The sequence below is a fragment of the Pandoraea oxalativorans genome, assembly GCF_000972785.3.
Taxonomy (GTDB): Bacteria; Pseudomonadota; Gammaproteobacteria; order Burkholderiales; family Burkholderiaceae; genus Pandoraea; species Pandoraea oxalativorans.
Genome location: NZ_CP011253.3, coordinates 3,945,032 through 3,966,538, shown reverse-complemented (window position 1 = coordinate 3,966,538; position 21,507 = coordinate 3,945,032). Strand labels below are relative to the sequence as shown.

General features: G+C 65.3%; 19 protein-coding genes. 10 read left to right on the top strand and 9 right to left on the bottom strand.

Annotated features, from left to right (window positions below):
• Positions 1-13: 13 nt before the first annotated feature.
• Positions 14-1,111, top strand: coding sequence for a hypothetical protein (locus tag MB84_RS17410; protein ID WP_046292674.1), 1,098 nt, complete (start codon positions 14-16; stop codon positions 1,109-1,111).
• Between the two features lie 32 nt (positions 1,112-1,143).
• Here MB84_RS17410 and MB84_RS17405 read toward each other — a convergent pair whose 3' ends face one another.
• Together MB84_RS17405 and MB84_RS17400 are read right to left on the bottom strand one after the other, a co-directional pair.
• Positions 1,144-1,674: a chromate transporter gene (locus MB84_RS17405; protein WP_046292673.1), complete on the bottom strand. Its 531-nt coding sequence runs from the start codon at positions 1,672-1,674 to the stop codon at positions 1,144-1,146.
• A complete protein-coding gene (locus tag MB84_RS17400; protein WP_084009842.1) occupies positions 1,671-2,327 on the bottom strand; it encodes a chromate transporter in 657 nt (218 codons plus the stop codon). Before MB84_RS17400 ends, MB84_RS17405 begins: the two co-directional genes overlap by 4 nt.
• A gap of 158 nt (positions 2,328-2,485) precedes the next feature.
• On the opposite strand from MB84_RS17400, the gene MB84_RS17395 reads away from it, so the two are divergent.
• Positions 2,486-3,409 (top strand): LysR family transcriptional regulator, encoded by a 924-nt coding sequence (locus tag MB84_RS17395; protein WP_046292672.1) that lies wholly within the window; start codon positions 2,486-2,488, stop codon positions 3,407-3,409.
• A gap of 37 nt (positions 3,410-3,446) precedes the next feature.
• Here the strand turns inward: MB84_RS17395 and MB84_RS17390 are convergent, their stop codons facing one another.
• Entirely contained in the window at positions 3,447-4,046 is a 600-nt protein-coding gene (locus tag MB84_RS17390; RefSeq protein ID WP_169835023.1) for a TlpA family protein disulfide reductase, read from the bottom strand.
• 84 nt (positions 4,047-4,130) lie between these two features.
• Complete coding sequence (locus MB84_RS17385) at positions 4,131-5,279, bottom strand: transglutaminase-like domain-containing protein (RefSeq protein ID WP_046292671.1); 1,149 nt, start codon at positions 5,277-5,279, stop codon at positions 4,131-4,133.
• A gap of 195 nt (positions 5,280-5,474) precedes the next feature.
• Between MB84_RS17385 and selD the strand changes: the two genes are divergently transcribed.
• Positions 5,475-6,572: a selenide, water dikinase SelD gene (gene selD / locus MB84_RS17380; protein WP_046292670.1), complete on the top strand. Its 1,098-nt coding sequence runs from the start codon at positions 5,475-5,477 to the stop codon at positions 6,570-6,572.
• A 94-nt stretch (positions 6,573-6,666) separates the two neighbouring features.
• On the opposite strand, the gene MB84_RS17375 is transcribed toward selD, so the two are convergent.
• From MB84_RS17375 to MB84_RS17360, 4 genes are all read right to left on the bottom strand, one after another.
• On the bottom strand, positions 6,667-7,488 hold the full coding sequence (locus MB84_RS17375) for an alpha/beta fold hydrolase (RefSeq protein WP_046292669.1): 822 nt from the start codon (positions 7,486-7,488) through the stop codon (positions 6,667-6,669).
• Positions 7,489-7,502: 14 nt separating this feature from the next.
• Positions 7,503-9,074, bottom strand: a complete 1,572-nt coding sequence (locus MB84_RS17370) for a benzoate-CoA ligase family protein (protein ID WP_046292668.1) — start codon at positions 9,072-9,074, stop codon at positions 7,503-7,505.
• 203 nt (positions 9,075-9,277) lie between these two features.
• On the bottom strand, positions 9,278-10,864 hold the full coding sequence (locus MB84_RS17365; protein WP_046292667.1) for a 3,4-dehydroadipyl-CoA semialdehyde dehydrogenase: 1,587 nt from the start codon (positions 10,862-10,864) through the stop codon (positions 9,278-9,280).
• Between the two features lie 40 nt (positions 10,865-10,904).
• Positions 10,905-11,375 (bottom strand): DUF4863 family protein, encoded by a 471-nt coding sequence (locus MB84_RS17360; RefSeq protein WP_046292666.1) that lies wholly within the window; start codon positions 11,373-11,375, stop codon positions 10,905-10,907.
• A 119-nt stretch (positions 11,376-11,494) separates the two neighbouring features.
• On the opposite strand from MB84_RS17360, the gene MB84_RS17355 reads away from it, so the two are divergent.
• The 6 genes from MB84_RS17355 (at position 11,495) to MB84_RS17330 (ending at position 19,356) form a co-directional block, all read left to right on the top strand.
• Positions 11,495-12,409 (top strand): helix-turn-helix transcriptional regulator, encoded by a 915-nt coding sequence (locus MB84_RS17355; RefSeq protein ID WP_046292665.1) that lies wholly within the window; start codon positions 11,495-11,497, stop codon positions 12,407-12,409.
• 112 nt (positions 12,410-12,521) lie between these two features.
• On the top strand, positions 12,522-14,177 hold the full coding sequence (gene boxC / locus MB84_RS17350) for a 2,3-epoxybenzoyl-CoA dihydrolase (RefSeq protein WP_046292664.1): 1,656 nt from the start codon (positions 12,522-12,524) through the stop codon (positions 14,175-14,177).
• Positions 14,178-14,262: 85 nt separating this feature from the next.
• Positions 14,263-15,690 (top strand): benzoyl-CoA 2,3-epoxidase subunit BoxB, encoded by a 1,428-nt coding sequence (gene boxB, locus MB84_RS17345; RefSeq protein ID WP_046292663.1) that lies wholly within the window; start codon positions 14,263-14,265, stop codon positions 15,688-15,690.
• A gap of 57 nt (positions 15,691-15,747) precedes the next feature.
• Positions 15,748-17,013 (top strand): benzoyl-CoA 2,3-epoxidase subunit BoxA, encoded by a 1,266-nt coding sequence (gene boxA / locus MB84_RS17340; protein ID WP_046292662.1) that lies wholly within the window; start codon positions 15,748-15,750, stop codon positions 17,011-17,013.
• A 208-nt stretch (positions 17,014-17,221) separates the two neighbouring features.
• The gene (locus tag MB84_RS17335; protein ID WP_039396953.1) at positions 17,222-17,803 is read left to right on the top strand and encodes a DJ-1/PfpI family protein; all 582 of its coding nucleotides are present in this window, start codon (positions 17,222-17,224) and stop codon (positions 17,801-17,803) included.
• 218 nt (positions 17,804-18,021) lie between these two features.
• Positions 18,022-19,356 (top strand): hypothetical protein, encoded by a 1,335-nt coding sequence (locus MB84_RS17330; protein ID WP_046292661.1) that lies wholly within the window; start codon positions 18,022-18,024, stop codon positions 19,354-19,356.
• Between the two features lie 49 nt (positions 19,357-19,405).
• Here MB84_RS17330 and MB84_RS17325 read toward each other — a convergent pair whose 3' ends face one another.
• Positions 19,406-20,338 carry a LysR family transcriptional regulator gene (locus tag MB84_RS17325; RefSeq protein ID WP_046292660.1) on the bottom strand — a complete coding sequence of 311 codons (933 nt, stop codon included), beginning with the start codon at positions 20,336-20,338 and terminating at the stop codon, positions 19,406-19,408.
• Positions 20,339-20,467: 129 nt separating this feature from the next.
• On the opposite strand from MB84_RS17325, the gene MB84_RS17320 reads away from it, so the two are divergent.
• Positions 20,468-21,478, top strand: a complete 1,011-nt coding sequence (locus MB84_RS17320; RefSeq protein ID WP_046293930.1) for a zinc-dependent alcohol dehydrogenase family protein — start codon at positions 20,468-20,470, stop codon at positions 21,476-21,478.
• Positions 21,479-21,507: the final 29 nt, after the last annotated feature.

Genomic DNA, 21,507 nt, shown 5'->3' with positions numbered 1-21,507 from the left:
CTTTGCCTGCGCATTGAGCGCGATCGCCGTCGGCGCGACATGCACCTATCTCTGGCCGGAACTCAAGGCACTCGAACGTGCCATCGACGGGGGCGACGAGACGCAGCGTCAGTGGGCGTTGCAGACGGACACGCAACTGCGCCGTCGCACGGTGGCGGACGTGACGGCGATGCGTCAGTGCCTCGCAGTGTTCGACGCCACGGCCCTCGCTGCAGCGGCGCAGCAAGCGGGTACGGACATGCCCCGGCGCGCGCTGGCCGAAATGCGCATCGCCGAAGCACTGCTGCTTCATATCGCCGACGCCCCTCAGTCGGATTTCGCACGGAGCGACCGGGTCGCCGGGCTTTGCCAGCTCATGGCGCACGGCCTCGGCTTCAAACTGCCGAAGACGGCGCGAGATGCCTTGCACATCAGCGACGAGCGGCCGTCCCTGATTCGCGACGACAACGCGTTCGCGCTGCTCAAGGCCCAATTGGCGCCGGACTGGCGGCAGGACGAGGCGGGCAGCGCGACTTTCACCGTCCATCCCATCGATGTGCAGATGTTCGATCCCGACGAGACGGCCGACGATCTCTCGTCGAAGACACGCAACGAACGCCGCTTGCTGACCCACCCGGGCGCATTGCGTCGCGTGCGCGCCCGTCTCCTGGCGCTATTCGCCGCGAGTGTGCGCTACGACTGCGGGGGCACGGGCGATTGGCGTGCGATCGCGCAGCGGGCATTGGCGGCTGCGGCGCAGCACGGCATGTCGTGCGACAAGGTACTGCTCGCCATGGGGATCGCCGCGCGCTCGGGTATCAGCGCCCGCTTTGCCTGGCGCTGGAGCGACGAGCCGGTGCTTCTGCCGGGGGAAACGTTACGGCCGACGATTCCCGTGGACGTGGCCCAATGGATCGCACGGGTGATGATCGTTGCGGGCAATCCCGATGCGAATCTGCCTTGCCCGTCGCGTCTTGCCGCACTGGTCAGAGGCGACACCCCGCCGACGCTACAGGTCGGCAGCGATGACTGGGTGCGTCTGACCGACGGGATCGACGCGCTCGGCCGCCGTCACTGGCACATGTCGTTCGCGCAGGTCTGCAACGCCGCACGCGGGGCGCGCCGCGCGTGACATGCATGACATGCGTGACCTGCGCGGCACGCTCAGAGGTATGCGCCGCCCAGCAGCCCGGCGACGCTGCCCGCCGCGAGCCACCACAGGGGATGCACGCGGGTTCTGATGGCCAGCACTGCCACGCTTGTCGTGATGCCCGCGAGCAGCCACGACGTGGCCGAGGCTTCGGCGATCAGCGCCGCGCTCGCGGCCACGAGCCCCGCCGTCATCGGCATCAGCCCCGCCTGCACGATGCGTCGCCACGGACGATCGCGGAAGCGCTGCCACAGATGCAGCACACCGACCGTAATGAGCGACGACGGGCCGAACTTGGCCAGTGTCGTGACGAGCATGCCTTGCCAGCCCGCGACATGCCAGCCGACGAGCGTCACGATCATGAGGTTCGGCCCCGGTGCAGCCTGTCCCAGTGCGAACAGCGCGCTGAATTGTTCGGATGTCATCCAGTGATGCAGATCGACCACTTGCCGCTCCATCTCCGGCAGGATCGTGTTGCCGCCACCGAAAGCGAGTACGGACAGCTGAGTGAAGATGAGCGCAAGCGAGATGAGGGTACCGGTCATTGCGAAACCCTCCAGGTGGCGTAAAACGAAATCGGGGTCATCACGAGCATGGTGAGCACCAGCGGCACGCGCAGTACCGCAATCGCAATGAAGCACGCTACCGCCACGCCGCCAAGCACGACGGACTTGCGCAGCGGCCACGCCACCTTCCATGCCATCTGAATCAACAGACCGGCCGCCGCCGCCGCCAACCCCGCAAACAGATGCTTCACATGCGCATCGTTCTGGAAGCGCTGATAGATCGTGCCCAGCGCAATCACCACGGCCGATGGCGCCGCAATCAATCCGAGAATCGACGCGAGCGCTCCGCGCCAGCCATGAAAACGCATGCCGAGCGCGACCGACAAGTTGATGATGTTGCCGCCCGGTAGAAACTGGCAAAGACCCAGCAGATCGGTGAACTCCGCGCCGCTGATCCAGCGATGCTTGTCGACGATCATGCGTCGCGCCAGTGGCAACGCCCCGCCAAACGCGGTCATGCCGAGGCCGAGAAAGCCGAAGAAGAGCGCGCGAATGCTCGGGCTGTCCGTCACCGATACGTCGTGCACGCCGTCGGCGGCGACCGGGGTGGCAGGGGTGTTCGACGCAAGGCGGGTGTCGGACTTCCCGGGCGTACCCGGGGGGGAGGAGGTGAACGGGGCCTGAGTGTTCATGGCGGGCAAACTCTGAAAACCGAACTACGTTGGGGCCGCCCGGCAGGAATGGCATCGAGGGACGGGATGCATGGGTGCCGCGCGGGACACCCTGAGATTAGGTCGATTGCGCTATATTGTCCAATATATGGAAGTGACTTAAATCATATTCAACCGATATGGCAAACATCGACGTGCGCTTGCTGCGCTACTTCGTTGCGGTGGCTGAAGCCGGGCACATGACGCGGGCCGCCGAGCGGCTCGGCATCGGGCAGCCTCCGCTCTCGCAACAGATCCGCGTCCTTGAGACACAACTGGGCGTGGCGCTCTTCGAACGCTTGCCGCGCGGCATGGCGCTCACCGACGCGGGGCAGGCCTTCCTCGTCGACGCCTACGAAGTCGTGCGCAAGCTCGATCAGGCGGTCGACGACGTACGGCGCGTGGCGGCAGGCATCAAGGGACGCCTGTCGGTCGGCTTCACCAGCTCGGCCGCGCTCCATCCGTTCGTGCCGACGGTCATTCGCGCGTTCCGCAGCGATGCGCCGTCGGTGTCCTTGATGCTCGACGAGTCGAGTACGGGGGATTTGCTGGACGGGTTGCGCGACGGGCATATCGACGTCGCGTTCATCCGTCAGCCGCAGGGCAACACCGGCGAGATCACCGTCGTGCAGGTGCTGGAAGAACCGATGGTGCTGGCCGTGCCGTCCGCACATCCGCTGGCGCTCACGGGCCGGGCGGGAAAAGCCGCCGTGCCGATGACGGCCATTGCCTCGGAAAAGCTGATTCTCTACCGGCGCCGCGCAGGGCAGGGACTGTACGACGCGATCATCGCCGCATGCCACGGCGCCGGTTTCAGCCCGGCCATCGAACAGGAAGCGCCGCGTCTGTTGACGACGCTCTCGCTCGTCGCGGCCGGGTTGGGGGTTTCGGTGGTACCGGCGTCGCTCATGCGCATGCAGATCGAGGGGATCGTCTACCGGCCCCTCGCACCGCCGCCGCGTGCACCGCTGTGTTGCGCCTATCGAGAAGGCGTACTCGCCGGTCCCACGGCGCGGCTGCTCGAACATGTGAACGCCGCGGTGCAAACCATCGCCAAGGCATGACAGGCTCGCACGCTTGGGCAGATATTCAGGCAGACGTTCAGGCGGGCGTGCCGCTCTTCTGTGCGACCAGCGCTTCGATGTGGCCGTGCAGCCCCATGTCGGTCCAGTCCAGTTCGCCCATGCGCCAGAAGCGCGCGTTGCCCGCGCGGTCGACGAGATAGGTCGCGGGCAGGCCGAGCGAGCCGAAGCGTTTGTAGACCGCGCCGTCGGTGTCGAGCAGCACGGTGCCGTCGATGGGGAGCTTGTCGACGAAGGGCTTCACCGTCGTGGCCGGTTCCTTGTAGTTGATGGCGAGCAGGGCGAGGCCGCGCTGACGGTACTGACGCACCACCGCCCCCATCGCCGGAATCTCCTCGCGGCAAGGCCCGCACCACGTCGCCCAGAAGTTGACGATGACGACGCGTCCGCGATACTGCGACAGCGCGTACGTCTTGCCGTCGAGCCCGTCGAGCGAGAACGCCGGTGTCGCGCCGCGCCATGCCGAGAGCGTGCCGCCGGACGTCCCGGCGAGCGCGCTGTCGTCGACCTCAGTCGCCCCCTTTGTCGGTCCCGCTGCGAGCGCATCGGGGCCGGTGGCCCCTAATGCACCGGCAGCACCGAGCGCCCCCAGCGTGTGAAGAAAGTGACGGCGTTGCATGGCGAAGCGCTCCTTCATTGGCGTAGGTCGGTAACGCGGTAACGCGGTAACGCGGTGACGGGGGGCGGGTGTCGATGGCCTCGATCAGGCCGCGATTTCGCGGGCGCTCATGCGATATCGGAAGGTGTCCGGATTCAGACTGTCGAGCTGAGCGCGCGCCACTTCGCCATTCGGGTACATGAGGAACGGTACGGTGCTTGCAGGCTTGCCCTGCGCGCCGGGCAGCGCAATGTCCGCGCCGTGATTGAACGCGACCCAGTTCATCTCCCATTGGCCGAAGAGCATTGCACGCGCGGCGCGAACGCGCAGATCGTCGAGCGGCAGACCGCCCGGCACTTCTTCGAGTACGACCTTGCGCACATCCGCCGGATCGACGGGGACCCAGCCGTAACCCGCCGCGTAAAACTCGGCGCGGCAATGCTGGGCACGCGTCACGTCCCCCGCCTTGCCCAGACTGTTGAAACCACGACGCGAGGTCGCCACGCGCACACCGTAAGCGTCTCGCGCGGGAATCCCCACGGAGCGCGCCAGCGCCGTGAAGAGTGCGTTGATGTCGGCACACTTGCCCGCGAGGTCGCCGGTCGTGAGCATGTAGCGCACGTCGCCCGTGCCGCAACCGCGCACCGAGCCTTCGCGACGGCAGTTCTCCACGATCCATTGATAGATGGCGCGCGCTTTCTCCACGTCGCCCTTCTCGCCACGCGTGATCTTCTCGGCAGTCTCGCGTACCAGACCGTCGGTCGGCTGGAGTTCGGTCGGCTGGAGGTACTGACGCAGCACCGCCGCCGATTCGCTCGGTGCGTTGGCCGACGGAGGCTGCGACAGATCGACCACGCGATCGCGTGTCGCAAACGTGTTCGTCAGGGTGACGGTGCGCGCGTCCTGCGCGGCGCTCTCGGGCCATGCCACGGCGAGCATCGGCACACCGATGCCCGACGCGCCACGCGCCATGCGCAACTCGGCCCTGGCCCCCGGCGCGTGCCAGTGCGTGCCGAGCGCTTGCTGGTAGGCCCCCGACGGCGACGTCGCCACCGGCAGCCAGACGTTCGCCGGGCCGTTGCCAGCGGGCAAGTCGACCTGTGTCGTCAACTCAAACGTGCGCCAGCCATCGGCGGCGCCAGGTGTCTGGCTCGACGATCTGGCCGCGTGGGCATAGCCCGGTAGCAGCGAGGTGGACAGCAGCGAGGCGGGCAGGGCGTAAGCGCCCAGAGACAGGAAGCGGCGGCGTTGCATGATGAAAGTCCCCTTTGGCGTCAGCGCTCACGGCGCATGTGGTTAGGGCAGTAGCGGCGGCGTCCCGTCATGCAGGGACGATGTGAACCGGTAGCATGACACCGTCGGATGTCGGCCACAGTCATTTCGGGACATGGCGACGGCGCAAAGCTGCTTCATAATACGTCGACTTAAGGAAAACGAACACCAACGACCATGACTGCAAACGAAGCAACTCAAGTGGGTGCTGAAACGGCGGCACAATCGTCGGCACAAGCGCCGCGTCTGACGTCGCTATCGCACGGCGGCGGCTGCGGCTGCAAGATCGCGCCGGGCGTGCTTTCCGAATTGCTGGCGCGCAACGAGGCGCCGCTGCCCGCCCCGGCCGCGCTGCTGGTCGGCACCGAAACGTCCGACGACGCCGCCGTCTATCAGCTCAACGACGAGCAGGCCATCATCGCGACGACGGACTTCTTCATGCCCATCGTCGACAATCCGTTCGACTTTGGCCGTATCGCCGCGACCAACGCACTCTCCGACATCTACGCGATGGGCGGCAAGCCGATTTTCGCGCTGGCCATCGTCGGCATGCCGATCAACGTATTGCCGCACGAAACGATCCGCGAGATTCTGCGCGGTGGCGAGTCGATCTGCGCCGAAGCGGGCATCCCGATTGCGGGCGGTCACAGCATCGATTCCGTCGAACCGATCTATGGCCTGGCGGCGCTGGGGGTGGTGCATCCGAAGCGACTCAAGCGCAATGCCGATGCGCAGGCGGGCGACGTGCTTGTGCTCGGCAAACCGCTCGGCGTCGGCGTGATGTCGGCCGCGCTCAAGAAGAATCAACTCGACGACGAGGGCTACCGCTGCATGATCGACGCCACCACGCGCCTCAATCGGGTAGGCCCGGCGCTCGCCGCGCTGCCCGGCGTACATGCGCTGACCGACGTGACCGGTTTCGGTCTGCTCGGCCACACGCTGGAGATGTGCCGAGGCGCGAATCTCGCCGCCTATCTGCGAATGTCGGACGTGCCGCTGTTCGACGGCGTGCGCGAACTGGCGGACAAGGGATGCATTACCGGCGCGTCCGGTCGCAACTGGGCGTCGTACGGCAAGTCGGTGGAGCTTGGGGAGCGCATTACGGAGCGTGACCGCGATCTGCTGTGCGATCCGCAGACGGCTGGCGGCCTGCTGGTGTCGTGCGCACCGGGTGCGGTGGACGACGTGCTGGCCGTCTTCCGTGCCGATGGCTTCGACGCAGCGGGGATCGTGGGCGCGATGCGTCCGGGCACACCGGGCGTGCGCGTCATCTGACGAACGGCTTGCGGTCGTCCAGACGACAACGGGCGCTCTCCGGTCTTCGGAGCGCGCCCGTTGAGCTTCCGGCGACGTCAGCCGTCAGTCGCGATCACGCCGCCTGACGCCGTACCTGTGCCCCGATGAACGCGACGATGGCCGCGCCGAGCGGTGCCGGGGCGTCGCGATGCGGCGAGTGTCCGCAGTCCGGCAGCTTCACCACCTTCGCGTGCGGCACGTGCGCGGCAATGCTGTCCATCTGCGCCATCGTGCCGTACTCGTCGTTCTCGCCCTGAATGGCGAGCAGCGGTTTCGAGATGGTGGCCACCGCGCCGACCAGATTCCAGTCGCGGAACGCCGGATTCAGCCAGATGTCGTTCCAGCCCCAGAAGGCCGAGTCCACATCGTCGTGATAGCGGCCGAGTTTTGTGCGCAGGTCCGTCGTCTGGTAGACGGTTTTCGTCTTTGCGATGCTCTCGACGGAAACGTCCTCGACGAACAGATGCGGTGCGATCACGACAGCGCCTGCCAGCCGGTCGGGGAATGCCGCCGAGAACAGCAGCGCAATCGAGCCGCCGTCGCTATGACCGACGAGCCACACGCGGTCTGCCTGCGCTTTGCCGACACCGACCGCATCGAGAAATGCGGGGAGCACTTCGCGCGCCTGACGGTGCATGAAGTCGACGGGCCACTTCTCGTCCTTCGGGCGTGGCGTCGAGCGGCCATAGCCGTTGCGTGAAAACACGAGTCCGCGATAGCCGCCGGCGTCGCACAACTGCTGCGGCCAGTCCTTCCACATGGCGACGGAGCCGAGCCCTTCGTGCAGAAACACCAGCAGCGGCGCGTCGGTGCGCTCGCGGTGGATCCATCGATACTCCAGCGAGAGCGCACCGTGCGAGGGCGTCTCGATCCTGGCGAACTGTATGTCCGACATCGTTCTTGCGTCTCCTAAAGCAACTCGCGCAGCTTGAAGCGTTGCACCTTGCCCGTGGCGGTCTTCGGAAGATCGTCGACGAACACCAGCTCGCGAGGATATTTATGCGGCGCGAGGCGCGCCTTGACGAAGGCCTTCAGCTCGGTCGCCATGGCGTCCGTGGCGACCAGCCCCGGCTTGAGGACAACGAACGCCTGGGTCTTCGTCAGGCCGTTGTCGTCGCGTCCCACGACCCCCGCTTCCAGCACCGCGTCGTGCTGCATCAGCACCATCTCGACTTCGATGGGGGAGACGTATTGGCCGCTGACCTTGAGCATATCGTCACTGCGTCCCGCATAGACGTAATACCCATTGGGCAGACGCTGGTACTTGTCGCCGCTCTTGAGCCACTCGCCGAGGAATGTCGAGCGCGACTTCTCGCGGTTGCACCAGTACATGAGCGCGGCGCTCGGCCCCTTGATGTACAGATCGCCGATCTCCCCGTCGGGCACCGGCTGACCGTTCTCGTCGCGCAACTCCACGGCGTAGCCGGGCACCGGTTCGCCGGTCGTGCCGTAGGCCACCTGGCCCGCGCGGTTCGACAGAAAGATGTGCAGCATTTCGGTCGAGCCGATGCCGTCCAGAATCTCCGCACCGAAGTGCGCGGTGAAACGCTCGCCGATCTCGCGCGGCAGCGCTTCGCCCGCGGACGTGCACAGACGCAGCGCCACGTCGGCGCGTGCGGGCAGATGCGGCGAAGCGAGCAGCGTGGCGTAGAGCGTCGGCACACCGTAGAAGATCGTAGGACGATGCTCTCGCAGGCGCTTCGCCACCGCTTCCGCCGTGGGGCGTTCCGCCATCAGCACGATGGTTGCACCGACGGACAGCGGGAACGTCAGCCCGTTGCCGAGGCCGTACGCGAAGAACAGTTTGGCCGCAGAGAACACGACATCGTCTTCGCGAATGCCGAGCACGTTGCGTCCGTATGTCTCGGCCGTCCAGTAAAGATTGGCGTGCGTGTGCACGGTGCCCTTGGGCTTGCCGGTCGAGCCGGACGAGTACAGCCAGAATGCGATGTCGTCGCCCGCGGTGTCGACGGGCAGTGCGCTGGGTGGGCCATCGAGGAGTGCGTCGAAGGTCGGCAATGGGGTCGCGCCGTCGTTCTCGGTCACGATCGGTTGCGAGACGATGCACGGCGGTGGCGACCCGGCCTCGGCGACCTTGTCGAGGGCGGCATGCACCGTCGGCATCAGCGCGCCGGAGGCGATCACGAGCTGCGCCTTGCTGTGCAAGATCATGTATGCGTAGTCGTCGGCCGTGAGCAGCGTGTTCACGACGACCGGCACCACGCCTGCATACAGCGCGCCGAGAAACGCGACGGGCAGGTCGATGGTGTCGAGCATGACAAGCAGAATGCGCTCTTCGCGATGCACGCCCGCGCGCGTGAGGCCGGTGGCGAAGCGTCGGCTTTGCTCGGCCAGCTCGCCATACGTCAGCGAGCGTGTGTCGTCGAGATATGCAGTCTTGGCAGCGCGCTCGCGGTTGAGCGTCTCCAGATGCGCGGCGAAGTTGAAGTTCGCCGGCGGTGGGGTGAGTACGGCTTCCATGTTGCCTCCGGTGGATCACCACACGGCACAGCGCACTTCAACGGGCGCGGCACGCGTGGCGTGAGTTCTATTCAGCGCTCTGACGGCGCCTCTTTGAATCACCTTGACTGCGACGGCTTGCGGCTTCTACGGCTGGCGTAAAACGGGGGCGATGGCGGGGGCGGTGCCCCCCATCGGCATAAATCTGCGACATCGTTGCGACGTTATGACTTCGGCAGTTCGACGGCGTCCTGCGTCAGCGCTTCGACGAGGGCGGCAGGCCCCTGAACGGCCGAGCGCACGTGATAGAAGCGCAGCGCACGCAGGCCGCCGAGTTCTTCGCCGCCACCGGCGCGTCCCGGGCCGCCGTGCAGCGACTGCGGCATGACGTTGCCGTGACCTGTCTGCGTCTTCGCGACCGACGGATCGACCGCGTGAACGCGACCGTGTGCGTCGGCGAGCGCCAGGGCCGGTGCGCGCATGGCGACGGCGTCGTTGCTATACAGCGAGACGACCAGCGATCCCTGACCACGCTTGGCGAGTACGACGGCTTCGTCGACATCGCGATAGCCGACGAGCGTCGCCACCGGGCCGAAGACCTCGGTGTCGTGCACACGCTTGCCTGCTGCACCCTCGCGCAGGCCCAGCAACACGGGCGCGACACAGGCGCTCTTCGCGTCGGCATCGACAAATGCGGCGTCGCGATTCCCGTCGTAGAGCGTTTCGGCTTCGGTCTGCAGATGCGCGATGCCGTCGAGCACCGCACGCTTTTGTGCCGCACTCACGAGCGACCCCATCTTCACGCTCTCATTACGCGGATTGCCGACGATCGTTTTCGGCAGTCGCTCGGCAATAGCGGTCGCCGCTGCGTCGAAATGCTCGACCGGCACCATCGCGCGACGAATCGCCGTGCACTTCTGCCCCGACTTGACCGTCACCTCGCGCGCCACCTCGCGCACGAACTGATCGAAGGCCGCGGTGCCGGGTGCAGCGTCCGGCAAAAGGATGGCGCTGTTCAGGCTGTCGGCTTCCACGTTGATGCGCGCGGAGCGTTCGGTGAAGGCGGGATGCGCACGCAACGTGGCGGCAGTGTCCGCCGAGCCGGTGAACGAGACCACGTCGAACGCTCCAATGCGATCGAGCAGACCGGCGGCGCTGCCACAGATCACCGACAGGCTGCCCGGCGGCAGAATGCCTGCGGCGACGACATCGGCCACCATGCGTTGCGTGAGCCATGCGGTCGAGGTCGCCGGTTTGACGATGACGGGCACACCCGACAGCAGCGCAGCTGCCGCCTTCTCCCAGAGACCCCACGCGGGGAAGTTGAACGCGTTGATGAAGAGCGCTACGCCAGGCGTTGGGCGGAAAACGTGACGCACGGCAAACGAGGCGTCCTTGGCGAGCGGCACGGCCGCCCCATCGAGCAACGTGTGCGCCTCGCCCAGCGACGCACCTAGCTTCGCGTAGGTCGACAGCGTGTAAATCGCGCCGTCGATGTCGACAGCGGAGTCGGAGGCGACCGTGCCCGAGTTGGCCGTCGCGATGGCGTAGTAGTCGTCGCGATTCGCCTGCAACGTGGCGACGATCTGCGAGAGACGCTGCGCCCGCTCGCCGTACGACAGCGCACGTAGCGCGGGACCCGCCGTGTCGCGCGCGAAGGCGAACGCGGCGTCGAGATCGAGACCGGCGCTCGAGACGAAGGCGAGCGTGTCGCCCGTGACGGGATCGGTCAGCGCGGTGCGCTCGCCGCCACCGGCCACCCATTGGCCAGCGACGTAGTTTTCCAGCAAGGCAGGGGTACTCATATCCATCACCGAAGTGAATCAAGCAGGGAGCCGGGGCGCGCCAGTCTCAGGCGCTGCGCGTAAATTCGATGGCGCCTTCGGGCAGTAAATACAGCACGAGGGCACGACCGCTCGCGACCGTCGGCCGATGCGCGGTGCCCGGGCCGTACACGCACCAGCCCGCCGGGTGCCCGTCGAAGGTCGCGCCCGGCGTGAGCGGCATGATTAGATCGATTTCGCCATTGGGATGCACGTGGTGCGGTCCGGCCAGATCGGCCATGTCGACGACGTCCACGGAAAAGCCGTGCGTGTCGGGCGAGGGTTTGATGACGCGCCCGTACCGAATGCCGCCGCCTTCGCGATTGCACAGCCAGCCCTCGGCGACGCCGACGCGGCAAGCCTCGATGAGGGCTTCGTAACCTGGGGAGCCTGCGCCGTAGTTGGCGTTGAGCCAGTCGGCGAGCGAGCTGTCTAGCGGGCGAGCGTCGAGCTGACGTGTCACGTCGGCGATCAGCGCCTGAAATTGGGGCACATCCATCCATGTCTCCTGGGGGACGTCGTGTTTGCTTTTTTACCGACGCATGGTGAAAATTAGAGCATGCAAATTTGGCTGTCAAGCAATATATTACATGTTACCTGCTTCGAGGATCTCATCCGATGAATAAGAGTGCGCAAGCCGATGGGGTGCCGACGGCGCGAGGCGCCAGCGAGAAAGACCCGTTCCTGGTCGCACTGGGGGAGCGGGTTCGGACACTGCGCGCCCGTCGCGGCCTGACCCGTAAGGCGCTGGCGCTCGATGCCGGGGTCTCCGAGCGTCACGTCGCCAATCTGGAGTCGGGCGTGGGGAACGCCTCCGTGCTGTTCCTGCGTCAGCTCGCACAGGCACTAAATTGCACATTGGCAGAGATCGTGGGCGACGAAACCACCTCTTCCGCCGAGTGGCTGCTGATTCGCGAAATCCTGCACGGGCGCGATGGCGAGGCGCTCACGCGCGCGCGTCAGGCGTTGAGCGAACTCTTCGCGGGGAGCGAGCGAGACCCCGACCGGCGTGGGCGCATCGCGCTGATCGGCCTGCGCGGCGCAGGCAAGTCGACACTGGGCCGCATGCTCGCCGACGACATGCACGTGCCGTTCGTCGAACTCAACCGCGTGATCGAACAACTGGCGGGCTGCCCGCCGTCGGAGATCTACTCGCTGTACGGTGCGAGCGCCTATCGTCGGTATGAACTGCGCGCCCTGGAAGCCGTGGTGGCCGAGCATCCGCGTGCCGTAATCGCTTCGCCGGGCGGCATCGTCAGCGACGCCGCCACGTTCAATTTCCTGCTGACCCACTGCTATACGGTGTGGCTGCAAGCGTCGCCCGAGGAGCACATGAAGCGCGTGGTGGCGCAGGGCGATCTGCGGCCGATGTCGGGCAATGCGGAAGCGATGGACGACCTCAAGCGCATTCTGGCCGGGCGTCAGGACTTCTACGCCAAGGCCGACATGAGCTTCGACACCGGCGGGCGGGCGCTCGCGGACGCCTACTTGCAACTACGCGGACGTCTGGCAGTGCAATTGTCATCCGATTGATCGGATGCATTCTGCAAAATAATTCATTTTTATTTGGTTAAATGGTTGACGATGGGTTTGTGCTGCACTATATTGCAATTCAACAAGATCATTATTCGAGTTGGAGGCAATCATGTTCGGCAAACCCCACGTCGACTACCGTACGGACCCCACGCAGTACAAGCACTGGAAGCTGACCTTCGAGGGCTCGGTGGCCACACTCGCCATCGACATCGCGGAAGACGGCGGTATTCGCGAGGGCTACAAGCTCAAGCTCAATTCGTACGATCTGGGTGTGGACATCGAACTGCACGATGCCATCCAGCGCATTCGGTTCGAACATCCGGAAGTGAAGACGGTGGTGGTCACGAGCGCCAAGGACCGTGTCTTTTGCTCCGGGGCGAACATCTTCATGCTGGGCCTCTCCTCGCATGCGTGGAAGGTCAACTTCTGCAAATTCACCAACGAAACGCGTAACGGTCTCGAAGACTCCAGCCGTCATTCGGGCCTGAAGTTTATTGCCGCCGTGAACGGCGCCTGCGCTGGCGGCGGTTACGAGCTGGCGCTGGCGTGCGACGAGATCTATCTGGTGGACGACCGCTCGTCGTCGGTCGCGCTGCCGGAAGTGCCGTTGCTGGGCGTGCTGCCGGGCACCGGTGGCCTGACGCGTCTGACGGATAAGCGTCATGTGCGCAACGACCGCGCCGATATCTTCTGCACCATCGTGGAGGGCATTCGCGGCGAGCGTGCCAAGCAATGGCGTCTGGTCGACGAAGTGGTCAAGCCCGCGCAGTTCGCACAGGCCGTGGCTGCGCGTGCACAGGAACTGGCGCAAGGCAGTCATCGTCCGGGCGGCAAGGGCGTGACGCTCACGCGCCTCGAACGCACCGACGAGCCGGATGCCATCCGTTACGAATTCGTCGACGTCGAGATCGACCGCGCCAATCGCACCGCAAGCCTGACCGTGCGGGCGCCGAAATCTGCGCCGCCGAGCGACATCGCCGGTATCGAGGCTGCGGGCATCAACTGGTGGCCGCTGAAGATGGCGCGCGAACTCGACGACGCGATTCTCAATCTGCGCACCAACGAACTCGACATCGGCACGTGGTTGCTGCGCACCGAAGGCGACGCGAAGCATGTGCTGGCCGCCGATGCATCGCTGCTCGCGCATCAGGACCACTGGTTCGTGCGTGAAACGCTCGGCATGCTGCGCCGCACGTTCGCCCGTATCGACGTGTCGTCGCGCTCGCTGTTTGCACTGATCGAGCCGGATTCGTGCTTCACCGGCACGCTTGCCGAATTCGCCTTCGCCGCCGACCGCACGTACATGGCCGCGCTCCCGGCCAGCGAGGAAGACGAACCGGCGATCACGCTGAGCGAGGTCAACTTCGGCCTGCTGCCAATGGTCACCGATCAATCGCGTCTCGCACGCCGTTTCTATGAAGACGCTGCCGAACTGGAGGCTGTGCGCGCCACCATCGGCCGTCCGGTGCGTCCGGACGAAGCCGAGCGTCTGGGGCTGGTCACGGCCGCCGTCGACGATCTCGACTGGCCGGACGAAATTCGCATTGCCATCGAGGAGCGTGCGGCGATGTCGCCCGATGCGCTCACCGGCATGGAAGCCAACCTGCGCTTTAACGGCAAAGAGACGATGAACACGCGCATCTTCGGTCGCCTGTCGGCATGGCAGAACTGGATCTTCATTCGTCCGAACGCGGTGGGCGAGAAGGGCGCGCTCAAGGTCTACGGCAAGGGCAACAAGGCGCAGTTCGATCTGAACCGCGTCTGACGAATGCACAGGGTGCGGCGACAGCCGCGCCCGAACCCGATCAAACGTTTCCATAGAACACGGACGAGACACGAGGATTCCCACGATGGCTTCGATCAACTACAGCGAGAAGATCCCCAACAACGTCAACCTGTCGGACGACCGCACGCTGCAACGCGCGCTCGAACAATGGCAGCCGAACTTTCTGTCCTGGTGGGGCGACATGGGACCCGAGGGCTCGCATGGTTTCGACGTCTATCTGCGCACGGCCGTGAGCGTCGATCCGAGCGGCTGGGCGCACTTCGATCACGTGAAGATGCCGGACTATCGCTGGGGCATCTTCCTCACGCCGGGCGAGTCGGATCGCAAGATCCACTTCGGCGAGCACAAGGGCGAAGCCGCCTGGCAGGAAGTGCCGGGCGAGCATCGCGCGAACCTGCGCCGCATCATCGTCACGCAGGGCGACACGGAACCGGCGTCGGTGGAACAGCAGCGTCACCTCGGGCTGACCGCCCCCTCGATGTACGACCTGCGCAACCTGTTTCAGGTGAACGTGGAAGAAGGCCGCCACCTGTGGGCGATGGTCTACCTGCTGCATCGCTACTTCGGCCGCGACGGCCGTGAAGAAGCCGAAGCGCTGCTCGGCCGCCGCTCGGGCGACGAGGACAATCCCCGCATTCTCGGTGCATTCAACGAGAAGACGCCGGACTGGCTCGCGTTCTACATGTTTACGTACTTCACCGACCGCGACGGCAAGTTCCAGTTGTCCGCGCTGGCCGAGTCGGGCTTCGATCCGCTCGCACGCACCACCAAGTTCATGCTCACGGAAGAAGCGCACCACATGTTCGTGGGTGAGTCGGGCGTGTCTCGTGTGATCGCCCGCACGGCGCAGGTGATGAACGAACTGAAAACGGACGACGTCTCGAAGCTGCGCGCGGCGGGCGTCATCGATCTGCCGACCATCCAGCGCTACATCAACTTCCATTACTCCGTGACGATCGATCTGTTCGGCGCGGACCAGTCGTCGAACGCGGCGATCTTTTATAGCTCGGGCCTCAAGGGGCGCTACGAAGAGAGCAAGCGCGACGACGATCATCAACTGAACGGTCAGATGTACCGTCTGCTCGATGTCGACAACGGCAAGCTCGTGGAGCGCGAAGTGCCGATGCTCAACGCGATGAACGAAGTGCTGCGCGACGACTACATCAAGGATTCGGTCGCCGGTGTGAATCGCTGGAACAAGGTGCTGGAGAAGGCCGGGATCGACTTCCGTCTGACGGTGCCGCACAAGGCGTTCAATCGTCAGATCGGTACGTTTGCGGGCGTGCGCGTGTCGCCGGACGGTCGTGTGGTGAGCGAGACGGAGTGGGCCGCGCATGAGCGCGAATGGCTGCCGACGTCGGAAGACCGTGCGTATGTGGCGTCGCTCATGGGCCGTGTGACGGAGCCGGGCAAGTTCGCCAACTGGATTGCGCCGCCTCCGCTGGGCATCAATCGTCAGCCCATCGATTTCGAGTACGTGCGTTTCAACTAAGTCATTGCCAAGTCATTGGAAAGGCCGCAAGAGCCATCCCCACAAGGAGACAGCATCATGAACGGCCCCGTTCCGGTCGAAGTCCTGAAGCAGCATCTGATCGATCCGGAGATCTGCATTCGCTGCAACACCTGCGAGGAGACGTGTCCGATCGACGCGATCACGCATGACGAGAACAATTACGTCGTGCGCGCGGACACGTGCAATGGATGCATGGCGTGTATCTCGCCGTGCCCGACGGGGGCCATCGACAACTGGCGCGACGTGCTCAAAGCCGAGGCCTACGCCGTCGAGGACCAGCTCACGTGGGACGAACTCCCCGTGCAGGACGATGCGCTCGCCGGGCAGGGCACGATCGGTGAGGCGGCGGAGGGCGCGGCTGGCGGTGCGTCTGGTGCGTCCGCCGATGCGTCGGAACCCGTCATCGGTGGCTCGGATCTGGTGCGCGGCTCGGTCGTGCCGCCGTGGTCCGCTGCGAAGCCTTACGTCAACCTCTATAACCACAAGGCCCCGGTGCAGGCCACCGTGGTCGGCAACTATCGCGTGACGGATGCGAGTACCGAGAGCGACATTCATCACATCGTGCTCGATTTCGGCAAGCAACCGTTCCCGGTGCTCGAAGGGCAGTCGATCGGCATCATCCCGCCGGGCACGACGGCGGACGGGCGTGCACACCATGCGCGCCAGTATTCGATTGCGTCGCCGCGCGATGGGGAGCGTCCGGGATACAACAATCTGGCGCTCACGGTGAAGCGCGTGACGAAGGACCATCAAGGGCAGGCTGTCGGTGGTGTGTGCTCGAACTATCTGTGCGACCTGAAGAAGGGTGACGTGGTCAACGTGATGGGACCGTTCGGCAGCACGTTCCTGATGCCGAACCACGCCGACTCGCGTCTTCTGATGATCTGTACCGGGACGGGCGCTGCACCGATGCGCGCGATGACCGAATACCGCCGTCGTCGCCGCATGAAAGGGGCGACCGGCAAGCTGATGCTGTTCTTTGGTGCGCGCACGCAAGGCGAGTTGCCGTACTTCGGTCCGCTGCTCAATCTGCCGAAGGATTTCATCGATACCAATCTCGCGTTCTCGCGCACGCCGGGAAGCCCCAAGCGCTACGTGCAGGATGCGATGCGCGAGCGGGCGGCCGATGTGGCGGCGCTGCTGCGGCATGAGCATACGTACATCTATGTCTGCGGGCTGAAGGGGATGGAGGACGGCGTGCTTCAGGTGTTGCAGACCATTGCCGGTGACGCAGGTCTCGACTGGCAGACGCTCTGGCAGCGGATGAAGACGGAAGGGCGTCTGCATCTGGAAACTTATTGACGACTCAGGCGCGCGGCATTACACCGCACTTCGCGAAGCGGAGGCCCCACGATTGACCGACGGCGTTTTGCGCCGACTTAACACCGCGTGTTTCGGCACGCGGTTTTTTTTTGTCTGATGCGGTTCGATGCTGTCTCAAGTGCGTCACTGGAATTGAGTAACATGGAGGGGCTGTTTCCCTTCCATTTTTTCTCTGACGGAGAGTCACATGGGCAAGAAGCGGATTCTGGTGTTGGCGGGCGATTACGTCGAAGACTACGAGCTGATGGTGCCGGTGCAGGCGCTGATGGCCGTCGGGCATCGCGTGGAAGTCGTCTGCCCAGGCAAGAAGGCGGGCGACAAGGTGCGTACCGCGATTCACGATTTCGAGGGCGACCAGACCTACAGCGAGAAACGCGGTCACGACTTCACGCTCAACGCGACTTTCGACGGCCTCTCGCCCGCGGACTTCGATGCGCTGGTGATCCCCGGCGGCCGCGCCCCCGAGTATCTGCGGTTGAACGAACAGGTGCTCGCCGCCGTGCGTCACTTCGCCGAGAACGACAAGCCGATTGCCGCGATCTGTCACGGCGCGCAGTTGCTCGCGGCGGCCGGTGTGATCGAAGGGCGCGAGTGCTCGGCATATCCTGCGTGTGCGCCGGAAGTGCGTCTGGCTGGCGGGAAGTACATGGAGATCGCCATCGACGACGCCCATACCGACGGCAAACTCGTCACCGCCCCGGCGTGGCCCGCGCACCCCGCGTGGATCGCGCAGTTCCTCGCTGTGCTCGGCACGAAAATCGAGCTGTAAAGCCGCCTTAAAGCAGCCCTGAAGCAGCCCTAACCAGGACCTGCTATCGGACGTCGCCGCCGCTGCGGCCGTTGCCGCAGACGCGCGGCGGATTCGTCCGAACTTGCCTCATTTTCGAAAGCTGGCTGCCCGACGCCGCAGCAAGATTGCCGGTCTCAACCGGGGAGGCCGGCGTCCGCACACGTCACGGCCCCCTGCAACGACCAGGGAGCGTCGCGATGCAGGTCAACACTTTCCTCGTTCACAGTGACATCGGTCACCACTGCCACGACAGGCTCACGGGCGATGCCACCGGGCACACAGGCTTATTGCCGGAAGCCGGGCCGCAGGGCATCTTCGGCGCGGTCATCGGGCACGACGGAAGTGGTGCGTCGCTGCCGGACATCGGTCCCCACGATTTCTCCAACGCCACGCGCGTGACCAAGGCCATGCCGATGGGCAGCACGGGTGTGGCCATCCGCATGTCGCTCACGCCGCACGCGGATATGCCTCAGTACGTCGTCAAGGCGTGCCCGAGCGCAGGGCATGCTGCGCAGGCATGGCTCGCGTCGCGGCTCTTCGGCGCGGTGGGACTGGCGACGCCGACGGCTGTGCTGGTGCGCGGATGTTCGCAGGCGTTCGACGGGAAGCGCGACCCGACGCGCGTCTATCTGGCAACGACGTTTCTGTCCCGCTATCAGGATCTCGGTGACTGGCTGGAGAGCGACGACGCGTGGCGTGTCTTCGAGGGGGCAACCGGTCCCGATGGACCCGACGGGGGCGACATCTCCGGGCTGCGACGGGCGAGGGACGAAGCGATGGCGGCAGGGCGGCAGATGGCGCGACTCATGGCATCCAACGGCGTGCCGTTTCATGCGCTGAGCGGCGAGGCGGCGAAGGCGTATGCCGATGCACTGGCGCGTCGCAACGTCATGCGGCATCGACTTTGTCACGCGTTGCCGGATGTCTATCAATGTGCGCTCGAACGTCACTACGTTGCCGCCCTCTGGCTCGGCAACCGGGAGATGTGCAACGCCTTCATGGAGAACGTAGGCGTCTGGCGGGACAAGAACGACTTGCCGTACGCGATGTCGCTCGACTTCGACGCGGCAGACTTCGCTGCCATGCTTGCACCAGACGCGCTCGCGGATCTCTCTCAATTTCCCTATGGCGATCGTTGCGCACCCTTTGTCCGTCGTCTGAAGGGACTCGCGTGCGAGGCGTCGAGCAAGACGGTGCACGACGAGTTGAAGAACCCGGTCGGTGTGCGTGCGCTGGCGGCCGAAATGGCCTACCGGTTGGGGCGGATTTCTGCGCAAGCCATTCGGCCGTGGGCGCAAAGCGCCCATGCCGTGGCGCGGGCCGGGGACGCGGCGTGCGGTGCTTCACCCGGCGCTGCCGCTGCGTGCTGCGAACCGGACGCGCTCGTGCCCCGGCTGCTGGCACGACGCGATGACCTGGTAGAACGCCTTGGCGGCACAGGGGCTGCGCAAACCTGGGCGCACAGGTACGACATGCGTGCGAGGGCGGTTGACGCTCGACAAGCGCCGTTCCTGTGTGTGTGGCAACGTTGATCGCAGACGGTGGCGTCGGACGCTTCGTCGTCTGATCGTCATCCGACCCTCATGCCGTCGGCGGCATCCCCAGCAATGCCGGTGCCGCACTCACGAGCGTGTCGATGGCGGCGCGCAGCTTGGGAGACGGATGCCGCGTGTCGGGCCAGACCAGATGCAACGGGGTGCCGGGCGTGCGAATCTGCGGCAGCAAGCGCACCAGCGTGCCGTCGGCGATCGCGCGCATGATGACCCAGTGCGGCATGCAAGCGATGCCGAGCCCCTGTTCGGCGGCGTCCACGAGCGCGATCAGATCGTCGAGGATGAAGCGCGGAAGGCGATGCGGGCCGTCGGCGGGCATCATCGGCGTGGGCCATCGATACAGATTGCCCGCACGTCCGTACATCAGACATTCGTGTGCGGCGAGATCGTCAACCGTCTGCGGTGTGCCGTACGCCGCCAGATAGGCAGGGGACGCGCATAGCATCATCGTTTGCTCGCCAAGGGCGCGCGCCTTGAGTCCGGGCGTATCGTCGAGCCGTCCGCTGCGCACGGCCAGATCGTAGCCTTCCTCCACCAGATCGATACGGCTGTCGCTGAACGCCATCTCGAGACGCAACTGCGGATGCGCCTTCGCCAGCGCCAGCAAGACCGGCGCGATGCACTGGCGTCCGATGTGCACCGGCATCGTCACGCGCAGCTTGCCCATCGGCGTCTGCGACCCGGCGCTCAGTTCGTCCTCCGCCTCGGACAATTCCGTCAGCACCTTCGTGCAACGCTGATAAAACGTTTGCCCTTCGCCGGTGAGGTGCTGGCTGCGGGTGGTGCGGTGGAACAGGCGTACGCCCAGCCGCGCCTCCAGTCGGCCGATGCGTTTGGCGACCGCCGAGCGGGTGAGATGCAACCGTTCGGCCGCGCCCGCAAAGCTCCCGGCGTCGACCGCCGCGACGAACGCCGAGATGCCCGAAAGGCGGTCGGGCGTGTAAGTCTCATTGGTTCTCATAAGTCGCCAATCAGTAGAGAAATTGCCATCACTGCCGCGAAGTATTCTCCAATAAGCTGATCCTTGTCCACCCGGCCTGTCGGGATATCCGTTTTGAAAACGTCGACGAGGAAATTGGCAATGACAACGATGCAGCAATGGCAAATGACGACGCTAGGCGAAGCCTCGCTCAAATTGGCGAGCGTTGAAGTCCCGACACCCGGGCCGGGTGAAGTGCTCGTGAAAGTGAGCGCAGTGTCGCTCAATTATCGCGACGCCCTCATGATCGACACCGGCATGGGATTGCCGGTGACGTTCCCGTTCGTGCCCGGCTCGGACATGGCGGGTGAAGTGGTGACCGTAGGCGAGGGTGTAACGCGCGTGAGCGTGGGCGAGCGCGTCATCAACACGTTCTGGGATCGCTGGCACGAGGGGGAACTGGCGCCGGCCGGTTTGCAGATCTTCGGCGGCACCTTGCAGGGTGTGCTTCGGGAGTACGCCGTATTCGACGAGGCGGCGCTGGTGCGTGCGCCGTCCACGCTGGACGATGTGGCCGCATCGACGCTGACGTGTGCGGGGCTTACCGCCTGGTTCGCGCTGTTCGCGACCGGGCGCAAGCTTGCGCCCGGCGAGACGGTGCTGTCCATCGGCACCGGCGGTGTGGCACTGTTTGGCGCGCAACTGGCGCTTGCGCACGGAGCAAAGGCCGTCGTCGTGAGCGGCAGCGAGGAAAAGCTGGCCCGCGCGGCAGCGCTGGGGGTGACGTACGGTGTCCAACGCCGGGAAGGTTGGGCGGACGGAGTCCGTCGACTCACCGAAGGGCGGGGCGTCGAACAGGTGCTGGAACTGGCCGGTGGCGACATGCGCGAGACGATGGCGGCGCTCGCGCCCAACGGCAAAGTCTCGGTGATCGGCACGCTGGGCGGGGATTTCCTGCAAATCCCGGTCTATCCGATGCTGCTCAAGCGCGCGCACGTGCAGGGCATCGGGGTGGGGCACCGGCAGGGGCTGGAGGCGCTAAGTGCGACGATCGACCGCCACGGCATCACGCCGGTGGTGGATGCCGTCTACGACTTTGCCGACGCCGCACAGGCGCTGTCTCACTTGCGTCGCGGGGCGTTCGGCAAGGTGGTGGTGCGCGTTGGCGGGTCAGTTGCCTAACGTCCCAAGCTCGCATAAACTATCGACGC